We start from the raw sequence: 24118 nt of genomic DNA on the forward strand, positions 1-24118 counted from the left end.
AGCACATCATTTATGTGCTCTTTTTTTGTGGTTATTTACTAGGTCTCTATAAGATTACAAGCTTTTTCTATTTAATCTGTAAATACCGATAAAAGTGATATAATTCTGTCCGCATTAGATAGTTTTCTTGTTGTAGGGTTGATGTAATGTTCTTTAGTTGGTTCAACTCTTCTTGCATATATTGGAGTTGTGTTTGTATATTTGTCATATTGGTTTTTGCTATATTCTTTTCCCTTGCTTCTTCGCGAGAGATAATTTCATCTTCTCTAATCCCTTTTATAATGGATGCTGTTCCGATACTTTCTCCGGCAGCTACAATAATACTTCCAAGTAAGGCTAACCTAAATGACTCTAAACTAAGTATTCCTTCACTTTCCGATTCAGTTATGCCTTCTTCATCTTCTTCTAGTTGATCAAAAAGACCAATGACAACGATTATGCTCCCAATTGCAGAGAGAGCGCCGCCTAGTAATGCCAGTCTCTCACTTTCACGAACCCCTTCGCCTTCAGTTTGGAAATTTGCATGATGTGCGTAAAATGGATACCAAAAGACCATCTCTCTCCACCTCTTTTCCGATCATTAGGCATACATCCTGTATAACAGAGTATTCTTTTTTATGTAGATGGTACATTGTTTCAAGCGTTTAATTTAGGAAATTTGGGGAATCGAACAGGAAAGTAGTCATTTAACCTTGAAAGTTTGGGTATAAAGGTAATAAGAAGGTTTGAAGTGAGATAGGAGTGTTAAAATGTTAGAGAATGGCCTTGTAATGGTAACGATTATTTTGGTTATTAATATTGTGTATGTGTCCTTTTTTACGATTCGTATGATATTAACATTAAAAGGGCAGCGTTACCAGGCAGCATTTATTAGTATGATTGAAATTGTTATTTATGTCATTGGTTTAGGCTTAGTGTTAGATAATTTAGACCAGATACAGAACATTATCGCCTATGCAGTCGGGTATGGTATAGGCGTCATTGTTGGGATGAAAATTGAAGAAAAGCTTGCACTTGGCTATATTACTGTTAATGTAATAACGAAGGAGTATGATAAAGATTTGCCAAAGGATTTACGGGCCAAAGGATATGGTGTAACGTCTTGGGCTGCGAATGGGCTTGAAGGGGACCGTATGGCACTGCAAATCTTAACTCCAAGAAAGTATGAATTAAAGCTGTATGATACGATTAAAACACTTGATCCGAAGGCCTTCATCATTGCTTATGAACCAAAAACGATATATGGTGGCTTCTGGGTTAAATCTGTTAAGAAAGGTAAGTTATTTAAGTGAGTCAAAAGAAAAAGAAATTTGAAGTGTTGGAAAATGAAACCATTGATCAATGCTTAGATCGCATGAAGCAAGAAGGGTATTTTCCAATAAGAAGAATGGAAAAACCGTACTTTAAAGAAATGAAGAAAAATGGGAAGACAGAATATGAACCTGCAGGGCAAAAAATAGTCTTTGAAGGACAACTTTTGTAGCAAAACACGAACATTAATTTTCTGACTTCTTTAATCGTTCGAGATTATCATTGACGGACAATTCGGAAGTTGTTAAGATGAAATTGAAAGAAAACCTAACAACATTTTAACCCCTCATATAATAATGGGAATATGGCCCATGAGTCTCTACCCGGGAACCGTAAATACTCGGACTATGAGGGAAAGCTTCTTGTTTGTCCAAGGGACTAGTGTCTCTAAATTCATAACATTTCAATTTATGAATGAATGGCTCAGACAGAATCTTTCTCTCTTAGATTAGAGCGAGGATTCTATCTGGGCTTTTTCATTTTTTGGACAAAAAGGAATGGAGGAGAAGGATGAAAATCGAAGTTGCCGTCATCATGGGTAGTACATCAGATTGGGAAACGATGAAACATACTTGTGACATTTTAGATGAGCTTGAAGTCGGTTATGAAAAAAAAGTCGTATCTGCACATAGAACGCCTGATTTGATGTTTGATTATGCAGAAAATGCAAGAGCTAAAGGAATCAAAGTCATTATTGCAGGAGCAGGGGGTGCCGCACACTTACCTGGCATGGTAGCCGCTAAAACAACGCTACCAGTCATTGGTGTCCCAGTTCAATCTAAAGCGTTAAACGGGATAGATTCCTTATTATCCATTGTACAAATGCCTGGCGGTGTCCCAGTTGCTACAGTTGCTATTGGTAAAGCAGGGGCAACAAATGCAGGGTTACTGGCAGGACAAATCTTAAGCGCCTTTGATGAGGAAATTGCTAAACGGTTAGAAGATAGGCGAGAAAGAACAAAACAACAAGTGTTAGAAAGTAGTGATGATCTTGTCTAAACAAACCATACTACCTGGTCAAACAATCGGCATAATTGGTGGAGGGCAGCTAGGTCGCATGATGGCATTATCGGCCAAAGCGAATGGTTTTCGCATAGCTGTACTGGATCCCACGGAAGATTCCCCATGTGGTCAAGTGGCTGATGTGAAGATTGTTTCAGCTTATGATGATATGAATGCAATAAAACAATTAGCATCTATAAGTGATATTGTGACATATGAATTTGAAAATATTAGTGCTGAGGCGCTTGATTGGCTTTGTGAGAATGCTTATGTGCCTCAAGGTTCACATGTATTATCACAGACACAGGATCGTATAAAAGAGAAGGTAGCGATCACAAAAGCAGGTGCGACTGTTGCCCCGTACGCAGAGATTCACGCAACGGAAGATATTTATGCTAATATAGAAGCGCTTGGCTTTCCTGCTGTTTTAAAAACAGCAAGAGGTGGATACGATGGCAAGGGACAATATGTAATTCATAACGAAGCTGACATAGAAAAGGCGAAAGAATTATTAAATCATGGTGCATGCGTCTTAGAGAAGTTCATTCCTTTTCAAAAAGAAATCTCAGTGATTGTTTTCAGGAATCCCAATGGTGAAACAGCTTTCTTGCCAGTTGGGGAAAATGTTCATAAAGATAATATTCTACATCAAACGATTGTACCGGCGAGAATTTCCAAATTAGCTTCTCAAACGGCCTTAGAAGAGGCGAAAAAAATTGCCGATGATTTTGAGCTAGTTGGTACACTTGCGGTGGAAATGTTCCTTGGAGAAAATGATGAGATCTATATTAACGAACTAGCCCCAAGGCCGCATAATTCTGGTCACTACTCTATTGAAGCATGTGAAACTTCACAATTCGAACAGCATATTCGTGCAGTTTGTAATTGGCCATTAGCAAATACAGAATTACTAAAACCAGCTGTAATGGTCAATATATTAGGAGAGCATGTTGAACCTCTTATTCGGTCCATTCCTACGGTAACGGATTGGAAGGTTCATTTATACGGGAAAGCAGAAGCGAAGTTTAAACGAAAAATGGGTCATGTGACATTGCTTCGCGACAATGTAGAGGAAGCTTTACGTGAAGTAGAACAAAGTGACATATGGCAAATTGCTGCAGAAAAGATCGGAGGATAAATCATGATTGATCGTTATACTCGCCCAGAGATGGGAGCTATTTGGACAGAACAGAACCGTTTCCAAGCTTGGTTGGAAGTGGAGATTCTTGCTTGCGAAGCCTGGGCTGAGCTTGGAGATATTCCTAAAGAGGATGTAGCTAAAATCCGTGAAAAAGCTTCATTTGACATTGAGCGAATTAAAGAAATAGAAGAAGAAACAAGACATGATGTCGTTGCCTTTACACGTGCCGTTTCCGAAACACTCGGTGAAGAACGTAAATGGGTCCATTATGGCCTTACTTCTACAGATGTTGTCGATACTGCACTTTCATATATAGTAAAGCAAGCAAATGATATCTTACTAAAAGACCTCGAGCGTTTTGTAGAAATTCTTAAAGTAAAAGCACAAGAGCATAAAAACACAGTAATGATGGGACGTACACATGGTGTGCATGCGGAGCCGACTACTTTTGGTTTGAAAATGGCATTATGGTATGAAGAGATGAAACGTAACTTGGCACGCTTTAAAGAGGCGGCTGCTGGCGTTGAGTTCGGTAAAATTTCCGGCGCTGTCGGTACGTATGCGAACATCGATCCATTTGTTGAACAATATGTTTGTGAAAAGCTTGGTATTCAGCCAGCACCTATTTCTACACAAACACTACAACGTGATCGTCATGCACATTATATGAGCACGATTGCATTAATTGCTACGTCCATCGAGAAGTTTGCCACAGAGATACGGGGCCTGCAAAAGAGTGAAACACGTGAAGTGGAAGAATTCTTTGCAAAAGGACAAAAAGGTTCTTCAGCCATGCCTCATAAGCGTAATCCGATTGGATCAGAGAATATGACAGGGATGGCAAGAGTCATTCGTGGTTATATGATGACCGCGTATGAAAATGTGTCATTGTGGCATGAGCGTGATATTTCTCACTCTTCAGCGGAGCGCGTGATTTTACCAGATGCAACGATTGCATTGAATTATATGCTTAACCGCTTTGGCAATATTGTGAAGAACTTAACGGTATATCCTGAGAATATGAAACGAAATATGGATCGTACGTTAGGGCTTATTTATTCTCAACGTGTATTGCTCGCATTGATTGATAAAGGCCTTGTGCGTGAAGAAGCGTATGATACTGTTCAACCAAAAGCAATGGAATCATGGGAAAAACAAGTACCATTCCGCAGCTTAATTGATCAAGATGAAAAGATCACTTCCCTTTTAACAAAAGAAGAGATAGATGATTGCTTCGATTATCATCACCATTTGAAGCATGTAGATACGATCTTTAATCGTTTAGGTTTATAAAAAATAATGGGGAGAAGAAGTTTTTCCTCCTCTCCCCATTCATTTCACCTAGTAAGAATATTGCTAATTTTCATGATTGGGAGGCGCAAGTCATGCAAAAAGGTTCACTTGTTTATGAAGGAAAAGCAAAAAGGGTTTACAACACAGATGATGCATCTATCGTTTGGCTAGAATACAAAGATGCTGCTACTGCTTTTAATGGAGAGAAGAAAGCAAGTATTGACGGCAAGGGCCGTTTAAATAATGAGATTACTAGCTTGCTATTTTCAAAACTAAAGGAGCTTGGTATTGATTCTCATTTTGTGAAGCAAATTTCTCCGAATGAGCAACTTGTAAAGAAAGTGGACATCATTCCATTAGAAACTGTTGTGAGAAATACTTCAGCAGGCAGCTTTGCAAAAAGGCTTGGCGTGGAAGAAGGAAAACCATTAACAAGACCAATTGTCGAATTTTATTATAAGGACGATGATTTAGGTGATCCATTATTAACAGAGGACCATATAGAAATCATGGATTTAGCAACCGAAGAAGAAGTCGCATTTTTAAAAGAAAAAGCATTGAAAGTAAATGAAGTATTATCACAATTTTTTAAAGAGTTGGGCATCCGCCTCGTCGATTTTAAATTGGAATTCGGTAAGGATGCATCAGGTGCTATTCTGTTAGCAGATGAAATTTCACCTGATACATGCCGCTTTTGGGATTTAAAAACGAATGAAAAGCTCGACAAAGATGTTTTTCGTCGCGACCTTGGCAATTTAACAGATGCTTATGAAAATATTTTATCCAGACTGGGAGGAAAACTTCATGTATAAAGTAAAGGTGTTCGTCACATTAAGAGAGAGCGTATTAGATCCACAAGGAAATGCTGTTAAGCACTCCTTGCATTCCATGAATTACAACGAAGTGTCAGATGTGCGCATCGGAAAATACTTGGAGCTTTCGATTGAAAAGTCAGAGCGTCCTGTTGAAGAAGTAGTAAAAGAAATGTGTGAAAGATTACTTGCGAATGTCGTGATTGAAGATTATCGTTTTGAAATCGAGGAGGCTGTTGCTCAGTGAAGTTTGCTGTGATTGTTTTTCCAGGATCGAACTGTGATATTGACATGTATCATGCAGTAAAAGATGAGCTGGGCTGTGATGTGGAATATGTTTGGCACGATGAAAAAAGCTTAGATGGTTTTGATGGCATTCTATTACCGGGAGGATTTTCATACGGTGATTATTTGCGAAGTGGAGCCATTGCACGATTTAGTCACGTGATGAAGGAAGTGATTAAAGCGGCTGAGGCAGGGAAACCGGTATTAGGCGTCTGCAACGGTTTTCAAATTTTACTAGAAGCAGGCTTACTGCCAGGGGCGATGAGAAGAAATGAAAGCTTAAAATTCATTTGTCGTCCAGTTCAATTAAAAGTCGAAAACAATCAAACAATGTTCTCGCAAGGATATGAACAAGATGAAGTGATTACCATACCAGTAGCTCATGGTGAAGGAAACTACTATTGTGATGAAGTGACACTTGCTAGTTTAAAAGAAAACAATCAAATTGTTTTTACTTACCATGATGCCAACCCGAATGGTAGCTTAAGTAATATTGCTGGTATTACGAATAAAGCGGGCAATGTGCTTGGCATGATGCCCCACCCTGAGAGAGCGGTAGATGAGCTAATAGGTGGCGCTGATGGGTTAAAAGTTTTTCAATCAATTGTGAAACAATGGAGGGAATCACATGTCGTTAATGCTTGAACCAAGTCCAGAACAACTAAAAGAACAACAAGTCTATAAGGAAATGGGTTTGTCAGATGACGAATTTGCAATGGTTGAAAAGATTTTAGGTCGCCTACCTAACTATACTGAAATCGGACTTTTCTCTGTTATGTGGTCAGAACATTGTAGCTACAAAAACTCTAAGCCTGTATTAAGTAAGTTCCCTACAAAAGGCGAGCATGTGTTGCAAGGTCCAGGAGAAGGTGCCGGAATTGTTGATATAGGAGATGAACAGGCTGTTGTATTCAAGATTGAAAGCCATAATCACCCATCTGCGATCGAACCTTATCAGGGGGCAGCAACGGGTGTGGGCGGTATTATCCGCGATGTATTCTCGATGGGCGCAAGACCTGTTGCACTCCTCAACTCTTTACGCTTTGGAGAATTGGATACTCCTCGTGTTCGCTACCTTTTTGAAGAAGTAGTAGCGGGGATTGCTGGATATGGTAATTGCATAGGCATTCCAACAGTCGGTGGAGAAGTGCAATTTGACGCTTCCTATGAAGGGAATCCACTTGTTAATGCGATGTGTGTCGGCTTAATTGATCATAAAGATATTAAAAAAGGGCAAGCGCATGGGGTAGGTAACACAGTCATGTATGTGGGAGCCAAAACTGGTCGCGATGGCATTCACGGTGCTACTTTTGCTTCTGAAGAATTAACGGATCAATCAGAGGAGAATCGTCCGGCTGTTCAAGTAGGTGATCCATTTATGGAGAAGTTGCTATTAGAAGCATGCCTTGAACTTGTAAAATCTGACGCATTAGTAGGGATTCAAGATATGGGCGCGGCAGGATTAACGAGTTCATCTGCAGAGATGGCAAGTAAAGCTGGTTCAGGGATAGAAATGAACCTAGACTTAGTTCCACAACGCGAAACAGGAATGACTGCTTATGAAATGATGTTATCGGAGTCACAAGAAAGAATGTTAATTGTAGTGACGAAAGGAAGAGAGCAAGAAATTGTTGACCTTTTCTCCAAATATGATTTAGAAGCAGTGGCAATCGGCCGTGTGACTGATGATAAACAACTACGTTTGATTCATAAAGGCGAAGTAGTGGCAGATGTACCAACAGATGCACTAGCAGAAGAAGCACCTGTATACCATAAGCCTTCCAAAGAACCAGCTTATTACCGTGAATTCCAGGCGATGGAAAATGATATTCCCGCAGTTGATGATCATGGAGGAACTCTACTGTCATTATTACAACAACCAACGATCGCTAGTAAAGAGTGGGTATATGACCAATATGATTATATGGTAAGAACCAATACAGTCGTAGCTCCAGGGTCTGATGCCGCAGTTATCCGTATCCGTGGAACGAAAAAAGGACTAGCGATGACTACGGATTGTAATTCACGCTATATGTATTTAGATCCTGAAGTAGGCGGAAAAATAGCTGTAGCTGAAGCAGCACGTAATATCGTTTGTTCTGGTGGCGCGCCGTTAGCAATTACGGACAACTTAAACTTCGGTAATCCGGAAAAGCCAGAAATCTTCTGGCAAATTCAAAAATCTGCTGATGGCATCAGTGAAGCTTGTCGTACATTAAATACGCCGGTCATTGGTGGTAATGTTTCATTATATAACGAAACAAACGGCACAGCGATTTATCCTACGCCAGTTATCGGGATGGTTGGTCTAGTGGAGGATATTGAGCATGTGACAACACAAGACTTCAAACAAGCAGGCGACCTGATTTATTTATTAGGTGATACGAGAGCGGAATTTGGTGGCAGTGAACTACAGAAGCTAAGCTACAAAAAAATCTTCGGGCAAGCACCAGCAATCGATTTAACAGTAGAAGCAGCCAATCAAGAAAAAGTCTTAATAGCTATTCACCAAGGGTTACTATCATCTGCACATGATCTTGCAGAAGGTGGGTTAGCAGTGGCAGTAGCTGAGAGTTTATTTGCGAATCAATTAGGTGCAAAACTTAAGTTAACTGGTGAAGCGACAACACAATTGTTCAGTGAATCTCAATCTAGATTCCTTCTAAGTGTGAAGAAGGAGAACAAAGAAGCATTTGAACAATTAACAAATGCTACACTCATTGGTGAAGTAACAAATGAGCAAGCACTTGAAATTACTGTAAACGACGAACTTGTAATCAAAGAGCAAACAGAAGTGCTAAATAAGGCGTGGAAGGGAGCTATACCAGCATGCTTGCAGAAATAAAAGGTTTAAATGAGGAATGTGGTGTCTTTGGTATTTGGGGTCATCCGGAAGCAGCACAGATTACTTATTACGGATTGCATAGCCTTCAGCATCGTGGTCAAGAAGGTACAGGTATTGTTGTAACAGATGGAGATAAGTTGAAGGGTGTAAAAGGAGAGGGCCTCGTCACTGAGGTTTTCTCTCAAGATGCTATTCAAGAACTAAAAGGAACTTCAGCAATTGGTCATGTCAGGTACGCTACTGCAGGTGGCGGGGGCTATGAGAATGTGCAACCACTTTTATTCCAATCACAAAATGGTGGTCTAGCTCTATGTCACAATGGAAATTTAACGAATGCTACAGCCCTTAAATATCAACTAGAAGCACAGGGAAGTATTTTTCAAACGAGTTCAGATACCGAGGTATTAGCTCATTTAATTAAACGAGGCGGTGTATCTTCTCATAAAGAGCGTGTGAAGAATGCCTTGTCCATGGTAAAAGGCGCTTATGCTTTCTTAATTATGACTGAAAATGAAATGATGGTTGCGGTTGATCCGAATGGTCTCCGTCCTCTATCTCTAGGCAAAATTGGGGATGCTTATGTAATTGCTTCCGAAACATGTGCTTTCGATATTGTCGGAGCTGAGTTTGTTCGTGATGTATTACCTGGAGAGTTATTAGTCATTGATGATAATGGGTTCCGTTCTGAAATGTTCGCAATGGCTTCAAATATATCTATGTGTGCGATGGAATATGTGTATTTCTCCCGACCAGATAGCAATATTAATGGCATCAATGTCCATACAGCGCGAAAAAATTTAGGGAAGCAGCTTGCAGTAGAAGTTCCGATTGAGGCAGATGTCGTAACTGGTGTACCTGATTCAAGTATTTCCGTAGCCATTGGTTATGCTGAAGCAACAGGGATTCCTTATGAGATGGGTCTCATTAAGAATAAGTATGTTGGTCGGACATTTATCCAACCATCACAGTCATTGCGGGAACAAGGAGTGAAGATGAAGCTATCACCTGTAAGAGGTGTTGTTGAAGGGAAACGAGTTGTCATGGTGGATGACTCCATTGTACGTGGAACAACGAGCCGCCGTATTGTGACGATGTTAAAAGAAGCAGGCGCGACTGAAGTACATGTAATCATCAGCTCGCCACCGATCAAAAACCCATGCTTCTATGGCATTGATACTTCAACAAAAGAAGAATTAATTGCTTCTGATCGTTCTGTAGAAGATATTCGCGAAATTATTGGTGCTGATACACTTACTTTTTTAAGTCCAAAAGGGATGATCGATGCCATTGGAAGAGAAGAAGAAGGCGAGACAAGAGGTCTTTGCTTAGCTTGCTTCACAGGGAAGTATCCAACGGAGATCTATCCAAGCACGCTACATCCGTACGAAAAAGTATAAATAATAAAGTAGCAACATGGTTTGCTACTTTTATTCTTAGAAATTAACAATACGTTTTGGTGCGAATACTTGGCGTATGATGCTAGATTGAAAGAATACCTGTTAATAAATTGGTGAGGTGGATAGGAATGGCGAATGCTTATAAACAAGCTGGCGTAGATATTGAAGCGGGTTACGAAGCAGTGAACCGTATGAAGAAGCATGTGGAGAAAACGATGAGACCAGGTGTAATTGGTGGTCTTGGCGGTTTTGGAGGCATGTTTGATTTGTCATCACTTGGCTTAAAAGAACCTGTGCTTGTATCAGGGACAGATGGTGTCGGAACAAAGCTGATGCTAGCTTTTATGATGAATCAGCATGACACAATTGGGATTGATGCAGTTGCTATGTGTGTCAATGATATCGTTGTTCAAGGTGCAGAACCTCTTTACTTCTTAGATTATATTGCTTGTGGGAAGGCTGAGCCAGAAAAGATAGAAGCCATTGTCAAAGGGATAGCTGACGGTTGTGAACAAGCAGGTTGTGCGCTTGTTGGTGGAGAAACAGCGGAAATGCCTGGAATGTACAGTGAAGAAGAGTATGATTTAGCGGGATTTTCTGTCGGTGCATGTGAAAAGAGTGATTTAATCGATGGTTCAAATATTCAAGAGGGTGATGTTTTAATCGGCCTTGCATCGAACGGAATCCATAGCAATGGTTATTCTCTCGTACGGAAGATATTTTTAGAGGATGCGAAACTCTCATTGCAAGAGTTTAGAGAGGAACTAGGGAGCACGTTAGGTGAAGAACTCCTAAAACCAACGCGAATCTATGTGAAATCAGTGTTATCGGCATTAAAGCAATTTGATGTAAAAGGCTTCGCTCATATTACGGGTGGCGGATTTATCGAGAATATCCCTAGAGTGTTACCTCAAGGCTTAGGAGCTGAATTAATCGAGGGTAGTTGGGAGATTCAGCCGATTTTCAAGCTGATGGAAGAAGTAGGTAAGCTTGAGCGTAAGGATATGTACAATATATTTAATATGGGCATCGGAATGGTGGCAATTGTTTCTGTTAAGGATGCTGAAAAAGTAGTCAATCACTTTAATAAGATTGGTGAAAAAGCAAGTGTGATTGGTAAAGTTACACAGCAAGAGGGGATTTCAATCCTTTAATTAGACGGAGGTTATCATGAAAAATATCGCCATTTTTGCATCTGGCAGTGGAACAAATTTTCAAGCGATTGTTGATGCCTTTAAAAACGATGAATTGCAGGTAGACATTAAACTACTGGTAAGTGATAAGCCAGAGTCTTACTGTATTCAACGTGCTGTAAATGAAGGGGTTCCAACCTTTGCTTTTCGTGCGAAAGATTTTACGAGTAAAACAGCATATGAAGAACAAATATTAGTAGAATTAGAGAATGCAAACATAGATTTTATTGTTCTTGCAGGTTATATGCGTCTTATTGGGGATGTTCTTTTACGTGAATATGGCGGAAGAATTGTAAATATCCATCCTTCTTATTTACCAGCATTCCCTGGTAAAGATGCTATTGGACAAGCGCTTTCTGCAGAGGTGAAACAAACAGGTGTAACCATTCATTATGTAGACGAAGGGATGGATACGGGTCCTATTATTGATCAAAGAAAGGTAGCCATCCTACCAGGTGATACGAAAGAAGCATTGCAGAATCGAATTCATAAAGTAGAGCATCAATTTTATCCAGAAGTATTACAAAAGCTTTTAAACGAAAACGCCTAAGAGGAACATCTTACAGGGAGGAAAATGGACGATGAAAAAACGTGCGCTTATTAGTGTATCAGATAAAAATGGTGTAGCAGCATTTGCGAAAGAACTTCACGAATTAGGGTTTGAAATTGTTTCAACAGGTGGAACAAAAAAAGCAATAGCTGAAGCTGGGGTTCCGGTAATCGGTGTAAGTGATGTTACAGGATTTCCTGAAATTTTAGAAGGAAGAGTAAAAACATTAAATCCGCTTATCCATGGTGGATTACTAGCTAAGTTCGATGATTCATCTCATCAAGCACAGTTAGAAAAACATCAGATTAATCCGATTCAAGTGGTATGTGTGAATCTCTATCCTTTCCAACAGACCATTGCTAAGCCAGATGTGACAGTGGAGGATGCAATTGAAAATATTGATATCGGTGGTCCTGCGATGTTACGTGCCTCTGCTAAAAACCACGCACATGTGACAGTTGTTGTAGATCCCATTGATTACGAAACAGTCATTACACAATTAAAAGAAAATGACATTGTAGATGCTGCAACCAAACGCAAGCTAGCAGCAAAAGTATTCCGTCATACAGCTGCTTATGATGCAATGATAGCTGAATATATGACAGAATTAGCAGAAGAAGAGCAGCCAGAAAAGTTGACAGTTACGTATGAATTAAAACAAGCATTACGTTATGGAGAAAACCCTCATCAAAAAGCTTCCTTTTATCGCAAACCATTAGGGTCGGTCTTTTCGATTGCTAACGCTACACAGCTACATGGCAAAGAGCTGTCTTACAATAATATTAATGATGCTGATGCAGCGTTACAAATTGTTAAAGAGTTTGACGGACCAGCTGCTGTTGCAGTAAAACATATGAACCCATGTGGTGTCGGTATTGGCACAGATATTTATGATGCTTTCTCTAAAGCTTTTGCAGCTGATCCTGTGTCTATTTTTGGGGGGATTATTGCCCTTAACCGTGAAGTAAATGCACAAACAGCAACGAAACTTCATGAAATCTTTCTAGAAATCATTATAGCGCCTTCTTTTTCAGCGGAAGCACTTGAGATTTTACAAGGGAAGAAGAATTTAAGACTATTAACTATTCCTTTTGAAGGAAACAAAAAGACGGAAAAACGTCTAACTTCTATTGAAGGCGGTTTATTAGCGCAAGATTACGATACTTATGGTCTTGAAGAAGCGAATATTACTGTGGCGACAACAAGAGAACCAACGGAGGAAGAGTGGCAATCACTCAAACTTGGCTGGAAAGTAGTGAAGCATGTGAAGTCGAATGCGATTGTTGTCAATAATAGCGACCAAACATTAGGTATTGGTGCAGGCCAAATGAATCGTGTCGGCTCTGCGAAAATTGCGATCGAGCAAGCAGGAAAAGCAGTTGAAGGAGCAACAATGGCATCCGATGCCTTTTTCCCAATGAATGATACAGTTGAAGCAGCAGCTAAAGCTGGTATTACGGCTATTATTCAACCCGGTGGTTCGATTAAAGATCAGGAATCGATTGAAAAAGCAAATGAGTATGGCCTGGCAATGGTATTCACTGGTGTGAGACATTTCAAACATTAAACTGGGGGAGAACATGAAATGAACGTATTAGTAATCGGTAGAGGCGGACGTGAGCATGCCATCAGTAGAAAGTTAAGTGAAAGCAGCCAAGTGGAAACAGTGTTTGTTGCACCAGGAAATCCAGGAATGGAAGATGTAGCAACGATTATTGATATTTCCGAGAACGAACAAGAAGAACTGATTGCTTTTGCGCTCGATAATCATGTTGAATTAACAGTTATTGGACCTGAAGTTCCTTTACTTGAAGGTTTGGCTGATAAGATGGAGGGAGCTGGACTTACTGTTTTTGGACCGAAAAGTCGAGCGGCTGAAATTGAAGGAAGTAAATCCTTTGCAAAAGAGCTCATGAAGAAATATGCCATTCCAACAGGAAGCTATGAAGTGTTTGATCAGTATGAGGCTGCAAGTGCTTATGTGAAAGAACAAGGAGCGCCAATTGTTATTAAAGCGGATGGATTAGCTGCTGGAAAAGGCGTCGTTGTTGCGATGACAGAAGATGAAGCATTAGCAGCGTTAGCGGATATGTTAGTTGGAGAAAAATTTGGAGAAGCTTCTGCTACAGTCGTTATTGAAGAATTTTTAGCTGGTGAAGAATTTTCATTAATGGCTTTTGTTAATGGAGAGACAGTTATCCCCTTAGAAATTGCTCAAGACCATAAACGCGCTTTCGATGGAGATAAAGGACCAAACACAGGAGGAATGGGTGCTTATTCACCTGTTCCACATATCAGCAAGGAGACGGTTGAAACAGCGATTGAAACGATTTTAATTCCAGCTGCAGAAGCATTAGTTAAAGAGAATCGCAGTTTTTGTGGCGTTCTCTATGCGGGACTTATCGCGACAGAACAAGGGCCAAAGGTGATTGAATTCAATGCCCGCTTTGGTGATCCGGAAACACAAGTCATTTTACCTAGAATGAAGTCAGACTTATCCCATGTCATGTTAGAAGTAATTGCTGGAGGTAAACCAGTGATTGAATGGGATGAGGAGGCAATGCTTGGGGTTGTGGTCGCAGCCAATGGTTATCCGGAAGCATATGAGAGTGGTGCCGAACTAAAAGGAATCGAAAAAGTAGCAGAAGAAGCATTTGTCTTCCATGCAGGAACGGCGAAAAATGCCCAAGGTGCATTCACAACAAATGGCGGTCGAGTCTTACTTGTTGGTAGCAAAGCAAATGACTTAGTATCTGCACAAAAGCAAGTGTATGATGCGCTAACGTATCTAACAACAGAAGAAGTCTTTTACCGCAGGGATATTGGCTATAAGGCGATAGCACATTCGACTATAGAAAAATAGATAGGGAAAATGAAAATGCCCCCCAAAAAAATAAGGGGGCATATTTTTCATTCAAAATCAGTATCCTTTAATAACTTTTGTTCTTTTAAAAAATCCATAGGTGGTTTAAACTGGTGGTCAGAATCTTTTATATTCTCTTTCCCTTTTTCAAATAAGGCAATGATAGGACAATAGCGGACAATACCTTCTGCAACCTTCATTGCACCAAGTGAAATAAGAATGAGAAAGCGATCACTCCAAGGTTTTTTAACGAGCTTTGTGGCACTCCAAGCAATAATGGTTAATCCACAAGTAATACGGATTAATGCCTGAATGATACCAATATTGGGCTTAACATTCATAAAAGGACCTCCTTCACAAAAAATTAACAAATATTTGTTATTCTTTACTGCGTTAAAAAGTTATATATGTTATGATAATAGGCAACATGAATGCTGCTTCATTATCGTAAACGAAAAATAAAAATAGATAATTGTAGTTACCATAAAAGGAGGAAACAGAGTGCTAGAACAGCGATACCGTTGGAAAAACAAACATCTACGTGAACATGTATCTGTTCTAGATGGGCGTATTGCACCAACGATGTTACTGAAAAATGCTCGTTACTTAAATCAAGCAATTAAAAAATGGGTACATGCGAATATCTGGATTCTCGGTGATCGTATTGTTTATGTCGGTGAAAAGCTTCCTGACAAGTTAGAAGGCTGTGAAATTGTTGATTGTAATGGAATGACGCTTGTTCCAGGATATATTGAACCACATGCACATCCATTTCAGTTATATAATCCCCTTTCCTTTGCTCGTTATGCAGCGCAATTTGGCACGACCACTTTGATTAATGATAATATGGTGCTAGCATTACAATTAGAGAAAAAGAAAGCGTTTTCATTTTTGAAGGAAATGAGAAATATTCCTTCAACGATGTATTGGTGGTGCCGATTTGATGCGCAAACAGAAATTCAAAATGAAGAGACAACATTTTCGCATGGTAATATTAAATCTTGGTTAGAGCATGATGCAGTATTACAAGGTGGAGAGTTAACTGGCTGGCCAAAGTTACTCGACGGTGATGATTTAATGCTCCATTGGATGCAAGAAGCGAAAAGAATGAGAAAGCAAATCGAAGGTCATTTTCCTGGGGCGTCAGAAAAGACTTTAGCAAAGTTAATGCTGCTCGGGGCTGATTGCGACCATGAAGCGATTAACGGACAAGAGATTATGAATCGTTTGATGCAAGGATATACTGTATCGTTGCGCTATTCATCAATTCGACCTGATTTACCGCAGTTATTGGATGAAATGCATGAATTGGGCATTGATCATTATGAATCATTCATTTTTACGACAGATGGCTCTTCTTCATCCTTTTCCGATCAAGGGATTATTGATCAGATGATCCGAATTGCCCTTGAAAAAGGGGTACCGACAATAGATGCGTATAATATGGGTACAATTAACGTAGCTAAGTATTATAACATCCAACATCTGCATGGAAATATCGCTACAGGTAGAGTGGCTAATATCAATTTCCTAGAGAATGAAAGTAACCCAACGCCTGTTAGTGTGTTAGCAAAAGGTAAGTGGATAAGGAAAGATGGTGAAAATACACCATTTGAAGATAATATGCCATGGGAAGAGTATGGATTTGAACCGCTAGAAATGAACTGGGAGCTTACATCTCATGATATGCAATTTTCGATGCCGTTCGGTATTAAAATGGAGAGCGCTGTTATCACAAAGCCTTACTCATTAGCCATTGATATTTCCGGCGATGAGCTAAGTAGGGAGCATGACGAGTGTTTCTTCATGTTAATTGACCGCAAAGGCAAGTGGCGTGTAAATACGGTGATTAAAGGGTTTGCTAAGGAGCTAGATGGTTTAGCAAGTTCTTATTCTAATACCGGTGATATTATCTTAATCGGTAAAAGCAAGAAAGACATGATGAATGCTTTTAATCATATGAAAGAAATAGGTGGTGGAATTGTTATTTCTGAGCAAGGGAACATTGTTACAGAAATCCCACTTAAATTAAAGGGAATCATGTCGAATAAAAGAGTGGAAGATTTGATTGAAGAAGAAAGAACCTTATTAGCCTATTTGCGGGAAAGAGGTTATCGTTTTGCCGATCCAATTTATACATTATTATTTTTTTCCTCCACTCATCTCCCTTATATCAGGGTTACACAGCGAGGAATGTATGATGTCATGAATAAAACTGTACTCTTTCCAACTATGATGCGTTAAAATGTAAAAGAGGGTAATCATATAGTGATAAGGGGTGCATCATGCTGAACAAATGGGTGACTACGTCTCTCGTAGCAATACTTTTGGTGACAGGATGCAGCAAGAATGAAACAGTTGAGGATCCAGCAAACGAAGAGTTAAATGGTGTGGATAATCAAGGTGAAGAAAGTATGGATTCGCCTGAAGAAAAGACAGTTTATCCACTCACAGGCATAGCTCAAGAGGGAAATGGGAATCAGCGTGCTATAGCAGTTATGATTAACAATCATCCGAAAGCAAGACCACAATCAGGATTGACTCAAGCGGATATTGTTTATGAATTACTGGCTGAAGGTGAAGTCACGCGATTCCTTGCTATTTTTCAAAGTGAGCAACCGGATAGAGTTGGGCCAGTACGCAGTGCCAGAGAATATTATATTGAACTGGCGAAAGGGTTTAATAGTCTTTATATTGCTCATGGAAATAGTCCAGAGGCAAAGAAGATGCTTGCTGATGAATATGTGGATCATTTGAATGGCTTATACTATGACGGCACACTTTTTGAACGTGTGAGCGATCGCCAGGCACCTCATAATTCATATATTTCTTTTGCGCATATTGAACAAGGGGCTAAGGAAAAGAATTATGAGCTGGACGGGGCACCAGCTGCTTTTGCTCATTTAACTGACGAAGAAGCGGATAAACTGAGTGGCTCTGTGGCGGGAGAGATTGCAGTGAGTTATGGAAAAGATGAACGTTTTGATGTCACATATGATTATGATGAAACAACGAAAGCATACAAAAGATCTTCAGATGGTGAATGGACAACAGACTATGACACAGGTGACCCTGTGTTATTAAGCAATATTTTAATCATAGAAGCGAAGCATACAGTGATAGATGGAGAAGGTCGACATGACATTGATTTGACTTCAGGGGGTAAAGGTTATCTTATTCAAAGAGGTATGATGTCTGAAGTGAACTGGGTGAATAAAGAAGGAAGAATTTATCCAGTAATCGATGGAAAAGAACAACCACTTGCTCCGGGGAAAACATGGGTGAATGTCATTCCACAAGAGCCAGGAATCAATCAGTCGGTAACAATTAACTAAAAAATGAAAAAGGGGTAAATATTATGCAAATTAATAAACTAAGAGGACAAGAATTAGATCAATTATTTCAGGCGGTATTATCACTAAATGATTTAGACGAATGTTATCGATTTTTTGATGACTTATGTACTGTGAACGAGATCCAATCATTAGCGCAAAGACTAGAAGTAGCTCGTATGCTTAGAGAAGGAAAAACTTATCATAAGATTGAAACAGAAACAGGTGCAAGTACTGCAACAATCTCGCGTGTGAAACGTTGCCTAAACTACGGAAACGATGCCTACGAAATGGCATTAGAAAGAATTAAAGAAGAAGAAACAACAGAAAAATAATAGAAACCACAGCAATGGAAACGACCGAACCGAGGGAATCAGCACCCACGGTTTTTTTTGTTTTGGAACGGAGATTTAGGTACTAGTAGAAAAAGCGCGATTGAAATAAGAGAGAAAGTGAGTCAGAAACTGGACTTCATGAGGAAATTTGATTGGATTAAGGGAGAAGCGTCTCAGAAACTGGACTTTATGAGGAAATTTGATTGGATTAGAGGAGAAGCGAGTCAGAAACTGGACTTTATGAGGAAATTTGATTGGATTAGAGGAGAAGCGAGTCAGAAACCGGATACCAAGAGGAAATTTGGTTGGAATAGGTGAGAAGCGAGTCAGAAACTGGACACCAAGAGGAAATTTGATTGGATTAGAGAAGAACCGCGTCAGAAACTTGGAACCATGGTGAAATTTGATTAGATTAGGTGAGAAGCGAGTCAGAAACCTGAACCCAAGGAGAAATCTGGTTGGAATAGAAGAGAAACGGCTCAGAAACCCGGTCCCAACTGGAAATCTGATTGGAATAAATGAGAACCGCGTCAGAAACCTGAATCCAAGAGAAAATCTGATTAGCCAAAACAGAGTTTGCATCCGAAACCGAATGAATCATTTACATGGTGAATGGCAATGTCTGCAATGATGTTAATTTAGCCAAATAAATCCATTCTTACTTCATTAGCGGTTTCCTTTTTGAAATGCTCCTCAAATGATATAATGATTGAATGGAAAGATAGAATGGAGGAACTATGTATGTATGATGTTCGCGCGTGGCACCATGCGTTTAAGCTCGACCCTAATAAATATATATCTGATGAAGATTTAGAGAAAGTGTGCGAGTCTGGCACGGACGCGATTATTATTGGGGGGACAGATGGCATTACGCTTGAGCGGGTGCTTGATCTTATGGGGCGTGTTCGTAGATATACAGTTCCATGTGTGTTAGAGGTTTCCACAATTGAGTCGATTACACCTGGGTATGATTTGTTTTTTATCCCGACGGTTTTAAATAGTAAAGATTCCAAATGGATTAATGGAATGCACCATCAAGCAGTTAAGGAATTTGGCGAGATCATGAATTGGGACGAGATTCTTATGCAAGGATATTGCGTGCTAAATGAAGATTGTAAAGTCGCTCAATTAACGAGTGCGGATACGAATTTAACGATTGAAGACGTCAAAGCCTATGCAATGATGGCGGAAAAAATGTTTCATTTACCGATTTTTTATCTGGAATATAGCGGTACTTACGGCAATGTAGAAATAGTGAAAGAAGTAAGTCGAACATTAGAAGAAACAATATTATTTTATGGTGGCGGGATTACCTCTGTGGAACAAGCAAGAGAAATGGGCGCTTATGCAGATGTAGTTGTCGTTGGAAATGTCATTTATGATGATATTAAAATCGCATTAAAAACAGTAGAAGCTGTGAAACAATAAATCTTGATTAACCAAATTAATCAAGATAGACTAAAAATAGAACAAATGTTTGTATGGTGGTGAAGAAAAGGAATGCAATATTTATCTAATAAATTATTAAATGGTTTGAATAAGGAGCAGCAACAGGCTGTAAAGGCAACAGATGGACCTTTGCTTATTATGGCTGGAGCAGGAAGTGGTAAGACGCGTGTACTTACCCATCGCATTGCTTATTTAATGGTAGAGAAGGGCGTGAATCCATATAATATTTTAGCAATCACGTTTACGAATAAGGCCGCAAGAGAAATGAGAGATCGTATTCGTGCGATGATGGGCGGTGTGGCTGAAGAAATCTGGATTTCTACTTTTCACTCTATGTGTGTGAGAATATTACGTCGTGATATTGATCGGATTGGGTTCAATCGTAACTTCACAATATTAGATTCTACTGATCAGCAATCTGTTATTAAGAATATCTTAAAAGAGCGGAATTTAGATCCGAAAAAGTTCGATCCTAGAGCAATTTTAGGGACGATTAGTTCTGCAAAAAATGAACTAATTGAACCAGAGGAATTCGCCAAGACTGCCGGTGATTATTTCTCCCAAGTGACAAGTGATGTGTATACAGATTATCAAAAACGTCTGCGAAAGAATCATGCATTAGACTTTGATGATCTTATTATGAAGACGATTCAATTATTTAATCGCGTCCCTGAGGTATTAGAATACTATCAACGTAAATTCCAGTATATTCATGTGGATGAATATCAAGATACGAATAGAGCGCAATACATGCTAGTAAAATTATTAGCGAATCGTTTCCAAAATATATGTGTGGTTGGAGACTCGGATCAATCTATTTATAGATGGCGCGGGGCAGATATTGCCAATATCTTATCCTTTGAAAAAGATTATGCGCAAGCACAAGTCATTTTGCTAGAACAAAACTATCGATCCACACAAAGAATTTTAAACGCAGCTAACGGTGTCATTGATAAAAACATGAATCGTAAAGCGAAAAACTTATGGACGGAAAATCCTGAAGGAAATAAAATTCAGTATTACCGTGCAGATAGTGAGCAAGGCGAAGGACAATTTGTCGTAAGTAAAATAAAAGAATTAGCGCAAAGTCAGAATCGTAAGCTTGCCGATTTTGCTATTCTATATCGCACAAATGCCCAATCCAGGGTTATGGAGGAAATGCTATTAAAGTCGAATATTGAATATGCGATTGTTGGCGGAATTAAGTTCTATGATCGTAAAGAAATTAAAGATGTATTGGCTTATTTACGATTAATTGCCAACCCTGATGATGATATTAGTCTACAGCGAGTGATTAATGTGCCTAAAAGAGGGATTGGTTCTGGATCAGTTGATAAGATTGCTAATTTTGCAACCATGCATGATATGACAATGTTTGAAGCACTCGAATCCATCGAATTAATTGGCTTAAGCCCAAAAATCACAAAATCTGCTATAGAGTTTCGTGATTTAGTAAAGAATTATACACAAATGCAAGAATACTTATCTGTGACAGAATTGGTAGAGGAACTGTTGGACAAGTCAGGCTATCGTGACATGTTAAAAGCGGAGAAATCGATCGAGTCTCAAAGTCGTTTGGAAAACTTAGATGAGTTTCTATCTGTAACGAAGAATTTTGAAGATGCGTCCGAAGATAAAACACTTGTTGCCTTCTTAACAGATTTGGCGCTTGTTGCCGATATTGATAAATTGGATGATGACGGTGAGAAAGCGGATGCAGTTGTATTAATGACGCTTCACTCTGCAAAGGGATTAGAATTTCCAGTTGTCTTTTTAATGGGTATGGAGGAAGGTGTATTCCCTCATAGCCGTTCATTAATGGAAGAAGCAGAAATGGAAGAGGAACGTCGCCTTGCTTATGTAGGGATTACGAGAGCAGAAGAGCAGTTATTTATAACAAATGCGCAAATGCGTACACTATTTGGCCGTACAAACATGAACCCACCGTCCAGATTTATTCAGGAAATTCCGGCTGATTTATTAGAAGGATTAGAGCCAAAAGCAAAACCCCTTAATCGAGGTCAGTCCACGTTTAATAGTTCTTCAGGAAATCGTATGCAACCTGCTCGTAAAGCGGTTGTTCGCCCAGCTGTACAAAATACAGGTGGTAGCGGTATGAATTGGATAGTTGGAGATAAAGCTGTGCATGGTAAATGGGGTACTGGAACAGTTGTAAGTGTCAAAGGTGAAGGTGATGGAATGGAGCTTGATATTGCTTTTCCAAAGCCAGTAGGTATTAAAAGATTACTTGCTAAATTTGCCCCGATTTCGAAAGGTTAAAGGAAAGGGTTGAACGTCTTGGAGGAAAAGAAGGTAGAACAAAGGGTCAAGGATTTGCAAAATCTCCTTAATCAATATAATTATGAATATCATGTACTTGATCAACCATCTGTGCCTGATGCAGAATATGACCAGCTTCTTCATGAGCTAATTGCACTTGAAGAGCAACATCCAGAGTTGAAAACAGAAGATTCCCCAACGCATCGGGTCGGTGGGCAAGTATTAGATATGTTTGAAAAAGTTGAACATCGCACGCCGATGCTCAGTTTAGCCAATGCATTTAATGAGCAAGACTTAAGGGATTTTGACCGTCGTGTTCGCCAGGCAGTGGGTGAGAATATCTCATATGTCTGCGAGTTAAAAATTGATGGACTGGCTGTCTCTCTTCGCTATGAAGATGGATTGTTTGCAATCGGAGCAACGCGTGGAGATGGCTCCATTGGTGAAAACATTACCGTTAACCTTCGCACCATTCGTTCCATTCCTCTGCGGGTAAAGGAAACGGTAACCTTTGAAGTACGCGGAGAGGCGTTCATGCCTAGAAAATCGTTCTTAAGTTTAAATAAAGGAAAAGAAGAACGAGGTGAGGAACCCTTTGCGAACCCTCGAAATGCTGCTGCGGGTTCACTTAGGCAATTAGATCCAAAAATCGCTGCATCAAGAAATTTAGATATATTCGTTTATGCTATGGCTGACGAGGGGAAAACGGGTATTCGTTCTCATAGTGAAGGTCTGGACTTTCTTGACTCTCAGGGGTTTAAAACGAACAAAGAGCGCCAGAAGTGTAAAAATATAGATGAGGTCATTCAATATATCGAGAAATGGACAGAAAACCGACCAGACTTATCGTATGATATTGATGGAATCGTTATTAAAGTCGATTCATATGACCAACAGGATGAACTCGGGACAACAGCAAAGAGTCCGAGATGGGCGATTGCTTATAAGTTTCCTGCTGAAGAGGTAGTCACGCAGTTAAGAGATATTGAATTAAGTATCGGTCGCACCGGTGTTGTGACGCCAACAGCATTACTTGAACCTGTTAGAGTTGCAGGTACTACCGTGCAACGTGCATCCCTTCATAATGAAGACCTTATTCGTGAGAAGGATATTAAGCTAGGTGATTACGTTGTGATTAAGAAAGCAGGCGACATCATCCCTGAAGTTGTCAATGTATTACCTGAAAGAAGAACGGGAGAAGAAGTTGATTTTCATATGCCAACTCATTGCCCGGCATGTGAAAGTGAACTTGTGCGTTTAGAGGAAGAAGTCGCACTTCGTTGTATTAATCCGAAATGTCCTGCGCAAATAAGAGAGGGGCTTATACATTTTGTCTCACGAAATGCGATGAATATTGACGGGCTAGGGGAAAAAGTAATTAGCCAATTATTTGCAGAAAAGTTAATTGAAGATGTGGCAGATATTTATCATCTTACGTATGAACAGCTTATTCAATTAGAGAGAATGGGCGAAAAATCTGTTAACAACTTGCTAAAGGCCATTGAAGTCTCTAAGGATAATTCTTTAGAAAAATTATTATTCGGACTAGGGATCCGTCATGTGGGGGCGAAAGCGGCAAAAACACTTGCGCAAACATTTGGAGAGATGGGCAAAATCCAGCAGGCAACCATGGAGGATTTTATTAGCATTAATGAAATAGGCGATAAGATGGCTGATGCACTCGTCACATATTTTGAACAAGAAGAAGTAACATCTCTCATTCAAGAGTTACAAGATGTTGGAGTGAATCTGACTTATAAGGGACCAAAACCTGTAAATATAGCGGAATCTGATTCTGTTTTTGCTGGTAAAACCATTGTGTTAACGGGTAAATTAGAACAGCTTGCTAGAAATGAAGCCAAGGAAAAAATTGAAGCTCTAGGAGGCAAGGTCTCTGGCAGTGTAAGTAAGAAAACAGATTTAGTCATTGCCGGAGAAGACGCAGGCTCGAAATTAACCAAAGCTCAGGAATTAGGCATTACTATTTGGGACGAGGAAAAATTGATTGAGGAATTAAATTCGTAAGAGGT

At 39.6% G+C, this 24118-nt stretch carries 22 protein-coding genes and 1 riboswitch; of the genes, 20 read left to right on the top strand and 2 right to left on the bottom strand.

Going from position 1 to position 24118, the window contains the following annotated elements; genetic code table 11:
- Positions 1-67: 67 nt before the first annotated feature.
- Positions 68-556: a hypothetical protein gene (locus MKX78_RS02865; RefSeq protein WP_095370726.1), complete on the bottom strand. Its 489-nt coding sequence runs from the start codon at positions 554-556 to the stop codon at positions 68-70.
- Between the two features lie 193 nt (positions 557-749).
- Between MKX78_RS02865 and MKX78_RS02870 the strand changes: the two genes are divergently transcribed.
- The 14 genes from MKX78_RS02870 to purD all read left to right on the top strand — a co-directional run bounded on the left by MKX78_RS02870 (position 750) and on the right by purD (position 14692).
- Positions 750-1292 carry a DUF2179 domain-containing protein gene (locus MKX78_RS02870; protein WP_095370725.1) on the top strand — a complete coding sequence of 181 codons (543 nt, stop codon included), beginning with the start codon at positions 750-752 and terminating at the stop codon, positions 1290-1292.
- On the top strand, positions 1289-1483 hold the full coding sequence (locus MKX78_RS02875; protein WP_251163305.1) for an NETI motif-containing protein: 195 nt from the start codon (positions 1289-1291) through the stop codon (positions 1481-1483). The genes MKX78_RS02870 and MKX78_RS02875 overlap by 4 nt, the downstream gene beginning before the upstream one ends.
- 94 nt (positions 1484-1577) lie before the next feature.
- A riboswitch (purine riboswitch) is annotated at positions 1578-1679 on the top strand.
- Between the two features lie 142 nt (positions 1680-1821).
- Entirely contained in the window at positions 1822-2310 is a 489-nt protein-coding gene (gene purE, locus MKX78_RS02880; protein WP_341049693.1) for a 5-(carboxyamino)imidazole ribonucleotide mutase, read from the top strand.
- Positions 2297-3451: a 5-(carboxyamino)imidazole ribonucleotide synthase gene (purK, locus tag MKX78_RS02885; protein WP_180317049.1), complete on the top strand. Its 1155-nt coding sequence runs from the start codon at positions 2297-2299 to the stop codon at positions 3449-3451. Before purE ends, purK begins: the two co-directional genes overlap by 14 nt.
- Before the next feature lie 3 nt (positions 3452-3454).
- The gene (gene purB, locus MKX78_RS02890) at positions 3455-4747 is read left to right on the top strand and encodes an adenylosuccinate lyase (RefSeq protein ID WP_095370723.1); all 1293 of its coding nucleotides are present in this window, start codon (positions 3455-3457) and stop codon (positions 4745-4747) included.
- Positions 4748-4839: 92 nt separating this feature from the next.
- Positions 4840-5559, top strand: a complete 720-nt coding sequence (purC, locus tag MKX78_RS02895; protein ID WP_322910218.1) for a phosphoribosylaminoimidazolesuccinocarboxamide synthase — start codon at positions 4840-4842, stop codon at positions 5557-5559.
- Positions 5552-5806 carry a phosphoribosylformylglycinamidine synthase subunit PurS gene (gene purS / locus MKX78_RS02900; protein WP_095370721.1) on the top strand — a complete coding sequence of 85 codons (255 nt, stop codon included), beginning with the start codon at positions 5552-5554 and terminating at the stop codon, positions 5804-5806. Before purC ends, purS begins: the two co-directional genes overlap by 8 nt.
- The gene (gene purQ, locus MKX78_RS02905) at positions 5803-6489 is read left to right on the top strand and encodes a phosphoribosylformylglycinamidine synthase subunit PurQ (protein WP_341049695.1); all 687 of its coding nucleotides are present in this window, start codon (positions 5803-5805) and stop codon (positions 6487-6489) included. The genes purS and purQ overlap by 4 nt, the downstream gene beginning before the upstream one ends.
- Entirely contained in the window at positions 6473-8689 is a 2217-nt protein-coding gene (gene purL, locus MKX78_RS02910) for a phosphoribosylformylglycinamidine synthase subunit PurL (RefSeq protein WP_341049697.1), read from the top strand. Before purQ ends, purL begins: the two co-directional genes overlap by 17 nt.
- Complete coding sequence (gene purF, locus MKX78_RS02915; RefSeq protein ID WP_095370719.1) at positions 8674-10086, top strand: amidophosphoribosyltransferase; 1413 nt, start codon at positions 8674-8676, stop codon at positions 10084-10086. The genes purL and purF overlap by 16 nt, the downstream gene beginning before the upstream one ends.
- A gap of 128 nt (positions 10087-10214) precedes the next feature.
- A complete protein-coding gene (gene purM / locus MKX78_RS02920) occupies positions 10215-11240 on the top strand; it encodes a phosphoribosylformylglycinamidine cyclo-ligase (RefSeq protein WP_095370718.1) in 1026 nt (341 codons plus the stop codon).
- Positions 11241-11256: 16 nt separating this feature from the next.
- The gene (gene purN, locus MKX78_RS02925) at positions 11257-11829 is read left to right on the top strand and encodes a phosphoribosylglycinamide formyltransferase (RefSeq protein WP_307315346.1); all 573 of its coding nucleotides are present in this window, start codon (positions 11257-11259) and stop codon (positions 11827-11829) included.
- 31 nt (positions 11830-11860) lie between these two features.
- Positions 11861-13396, top strand: coding sequence for a bifunctional phosphoribosylaminoimidazolecarboxamide formyltransferase/IMP cyclohydrolase (purH, locus tag MKX78_RS02930; protein WP_307315343.1), 1536 nt, complete (start codon positions 11861-11863; stop codon positions 13394-13396).
- Between the two features lie 18 nt (positions 13397-13414).
- Entirely contained in the window at positions 13415-14692 is a 1278-nt protein-coding gene (gene purD, locus MKX78_RS02935; protein ID WP_322910214.1) for a phosphoribosylamine--glycine ligase, read from the top strand.
- A gap of 47 nt (positions 14693-14739) precedes the next feature.
- Here purD and MKX78_RS02940 read toward each other — a convergent pair whose 3' ends face one another.
- Positions 14740-15033, bottom strand: coding sequence for a YgaP family membrane protein (locus MKX78_RS02940; protein WP_095370714.1), 294 nt, complete (start codon positions 15031-15033; stop codon positions 14740-14742).
- Between the two features lie 160 nt (positions 15034-15193).
- On the opposite strand from MKX78_RS02940, the gene MKX78_RS02945 reads away from it, so the two are divergent.
- The 6 genes from MKX78_RS02945 to ligA all read left to right on the top strand — a co-directional run bounded on the left by MKX78_RS02945 (position 15194) and on the right by ligA (position 24113).
- A complete protein-coding gene (locus tag MKX78_RS02945) occupies positions 15194-16936 on the top strand; it encodes an adenine deaminase C-terminal domain-containing protein (protein ID WP_180317018.1) in 1743 nt (580 codons plus the stop codon).
- 41 nt (positions 16937-16977) lie between these two features.
- Positions 16978-18027: a DUF3048 domain-containing protein gene (locus MKX78_RS02950; protein ID WP_322910213.1), complete on the top strand. Its 1050-nt coding sequence runs from the start codon at positions 16978-16980 to the stop codon at positions 18025-18027.
- 23 nt (positions 18028-18050) lie between these two features.
- The gene (locus tag MKX78_RS02955; RefSeq protein WP_095370712.1) at positions 18051-18359 is read left to right on the top strand and encodes a YerC/YecD family TrpR-related protein; all 309 of its coding nucleotides are present in this window, start codon (positions 18051-18053) and stop codon (positions 18357-18359) included.
- A 741-nt stretch (positions 18360-19100) separates the two neighbouring features.
- The gene (locus MKX78_RS02960) at positions 19101-19787 is read left to right on the top strand and encodes a heptaprenylglyceryl phosphate synthase (protein ID WP_322910211.1); all 687 of its coding nucleotides are present in this window, start codon (positions 19101-19103) and stop codon (positions 19785-19787) included.
- A gap of 72 nt (positions 19788-19859) precedes the next feature.
- The gene (gene pcrA, locus MKX78_RS02965; RefSeq protein ID WP_095370708.1) at positions 19860-22088 is read left to right on the top strand and encodes a DNA helicase PcrA; all 2229 of its coding nucleotides are present in this window, start codon (positions 19860-19862) and stop codon (positions 22086-22088) included.
- An 18-nt stretch (positions 22089-22106) separates the two neighbouring features.
- Positions 22107-24113 (top strand): NAD-dependent DNA ligase LigA, encoded by a 2007-nt coding sequence (ligA, locus tag MKX78_RS02970; protein ID WP_095370707.1) that lies wholly within the window; start codon positions 22107-22109, stop codon positions 24111-24113.
- Positions 24114-24118 lie beyond the last annotated feature (5 nt).

It is taken from the genome of Cytobacillus sp. FSL R5-0569, from assembly GCF_038007265.1.
Taxonomy (GTDB): Bacteria; Bacillota; Bacilli; order Bacillales; family Cytobacillaceae; genus Cytobacillus; species Cytobacillus kochii.